Source organism: Escherichia sp. AM3, assembly GCF_032029835.1.
Classification (GTDB): domain Bacteria; phylum Pseudomonadota; class Gammaproteobacteria; order Enterobacterales; family Enterobacteriaceae; genus Escherichia; species Escherichia coli.
In genome coordinates, this window is the sequence record NZ_JAVUPQ010000619.1 from 1 (window position 1) to 403 (window position 403).

Here is a 403-nt window from a genome sequence, read left to right on the forward strand (position 1 = left end):
GGTATGCAGATGGTATTTCAGGACCCACTCTCGTCCCTCGATCCGCGTTTACCCGTCTGGCGCATCATCACCGAGCCGGTGTGGATACAGCAACGCCGCAGCGAACGGGAGCGTCGTCAGCTGGCTGAGACGCTGGCGCAGCAGGTGGGCATTCGGGCGGAATATCTTGACCGCCTGCCGCATGCGTTTTCGGGTGGACAGCGCCAGCGCATCGCTATTGCCCGGGCGCTCTCTTCGGATCCGGACATCATCGTGCTGGATGAACCCACCAGCGCGCTGGATATTTCCGTCCAGGCGCAGATCCTCAATTTGCTGGTTGCCCTGCAACAGCAGCGAAATCTGACCTACGTGCTGATCTCGCACAACGTCTCGGTGGTCCGGCACATGAGCGACCGGGTGGCGG

General features: G+C 61.8%; 1 protein-coding gene. It reads left to right on the forward strand.

Going from position 1 to position 403, the window contains the following annotated elements:
- On the forward strand, nucleotides 1-403 hold a 403-nt coding region (locus tag RTW80_RS27550), incomplete at both ends, for an ATP-binding cassette domain-containing protein (RefSeq protein WP_312721270.1).